The 2,054-nt window shown below is 66.8% G+C and carries 3 protein-coding genes; 1 reads left to right on the plus strand and 2 read right to left on the minus strand.

Annotated elements, in window-relative coordinates:
- Together ABNS06_RS02480 and ABNS06_RS02485 are read right to left on the minus strand one after the other, a co-directional pair.
- Nucleotides 1-236, minus strand: a 236-nt coding sequence (locus tag ABNS06_RS02480; RefSeq protein WP_348672382.1) for an RnfH family protein, incomplete at its 3' end; no start/stop codon positions are given.
- Nucleotides 233-1,618 (minus strand): sodium-dependent transporter, encoded by a 1,386-nt coding sequence (locus ABNS06_RS02485; RefSeq protein ID WP_348672383.1) that lies wholly within the window; start codon nt 1,616-1,618, stop codon nt 233-235. The genes ABNS06_RS02480 and ABNS06_RS02485, both read right to left, overlap by 4 nt.
- Nucleotides 1,619-1,734: 116 nt before the next feature.
- Between ABNS06_RS02485 and smpB the strand changes: the two genes are divergently transcribed.
- A partial coding sequence (smpB, locus tag ABNS06_RS02490) for an SsrA-binding protein SmpB (RefSeq protein ID WP_348672384.1) occupies nt 1,735-2,054 on the plus strand: 320 nt, incomplete at its 3' end.

A 2,054-nucleotide genomic window follows, 5' to 3' on the forward strand; every position in this document is an offset into this window, starting at 1 on the left:
GGTCGGTAGATCTCGACCCGATCCCCGGGCTTGACCTCCGTGGAACCCGGCACCTGCTTGCCGAAGATGCCCGTCTTCGCGCTGCCCGGATCGATCTCCGGAAACTGCTCCGGGAGCCCCGAGCGCCGGATCGCCTCCTCCACCGTCGTGCCAGCGGGCACATCCAGCCGCAGCAGGGCCTGCCGATGCGGCAGGGCGTAGGCCACTTCAATGGCGACGAGATCGGTCGAACTCACGGTTGGGTCCACAGGGAAACGAGTCGCTGCCCGATGCCCAGCGCATCGATCAGCACGATGATGATGCCGATGCGCGCCGGGTAGCGCATCATCCAATGCCAGATGCGATAGCGCCGGTCCGTCAGCTCGGCGCCCCACAGATCGGCCACCAGCGCCTTGGGCAGCATACGGCTCACGTAGATGCAGAGACCCAGCGTGGTCAGCGGGAACAGCACGCTGCCGGTCAGGGTTAGCAGCCACTCGGCGATCGTGCGTCCACCCGGCGCCAGCTCGGCGAGCACGTTGAACGAGAGAATGGTCATCAGGCCGACCAGCCAGATCAGCATCCCGCAGGCGGTTGCGGCGAAGACCCGGGTGATCCCGAAGCGTTCCATCCCGCGCAGCACAATCGGCTCCAGCAGGCCGATCGCCGAGGTCAGCGTCAAGATCGCGAGCAGGACGAAGACCGCCAGCGTCGACACCACACCCAGTTCGCCGAAGGCCTGCGGCACCTGCTGAAACAGCAGCGGCACGCCGGATCGCGGCGTTTCACCGGCGGCGAGCACCATCGCGTAGATGGCCATGCCGCCCACGAGCATGAACACCGTGTCGCCGATCAGCACCGCGCAGGCCGACCGCACCACCGGCGCATTGGCCGGCATGAAGACCCCGTAGGCCATCATCACCCCGACCCCCAGGCTCAGCGTGTAGAACGATTGCGAAATCGCCGACAGCACGCCAGTCAGCCCCAGTTCGCCCGGACGGAAGCCCAGCAGCTGCCCGGCCGCCTCGTCGAGATGCCCGGTGCTGGCCGCGAGCAGGAACAGCACGACCACCAGCGCCATCGCGGTCGGAACCAGCAGGCTGGCCGCGCGCTCCAGCCCTACCCGGGGGCCGTGGGCGACGATGATGGTGACGATCACCATGAAGATGGTGTGCCAGGCCAGGCTGCGCTCCGGGTCCCCGGCCAGGGCCAGGAACTGGCCGCGAATCGCGCTGGCCTGCGCATCCGCGAACACGCCGGCGCCGGCCCGAATCGCATAGGCCAGCGTCCAGCCGGCGATGACCGCGTAGTACGACAGCACCAGGCCCGCGGCGATCAGCGCCGTCCAGCCGAAGAATTGCCAGCCGCGGGCGACATTCCCGACCCTGGACAGGTGCTGGATGCCCCAGACGATATTCGAGCGCATCCAGCGACCCAGCAGCCACTCGTTGATCAACAGCGGAGACGCCATCCCGAACAGGCTGATCAGATAGATGACGAGAAACGCGGAACCACCATGGTCGGCAACAAGCGCCGGCAGCCGCCAGAGATTGCCCAACCCGATCACGATGCCCAGCACCGCCAGGACGAATCGGCTCGGCGAACTCCAATAGCCGTAAGGTGACGACCTCAGCGGCATTCTTCTCCCCCATTCAAGATCTGGCTCCGGATCGCGGCCCGTCCGGCCTGTCGGCCAACAGCGCATCGCGCGATCGCCACAACGGACCACCGCCGCGGGCACGTATAATCCTGGGCGTGAGCAAGAAGAGCAAATCCAAGTTGAGCGATCGCCAGATCGCCGTGAACCGCCGTGCACGGCACGACTATCACATCGAAGAGCGCTTCGAGGCCGGCATGGTTCTCGACGGCTGGGAGGTCAAGGCCCTGCGCGAAGGTCGTGCCCAGGTGGCCGAGGCGTACGTCTACATCAAGAATGGCGAGGCCTGGCTGCTGGGCGCGCACATCAACCCGCTGACCTCGGCGTCCACCCACGTGCTGGCCAAGCCCGACCGCACCCGCAAGCTGTTGCTGCAACGGCGCGAACTCAGCCGCCTCATCGGCGCTACCGAGCGCCA

Origin of the sequence: uncultured Abyssibacter sp. (genome assembly GCF_964000955.1) — a bacterium.
Classification (GTDB): domain Bacteria; phylum Pseudomonadota; class Gammaproteobacteria; order Nevskiales; family OUC007; genus Abyssibacter.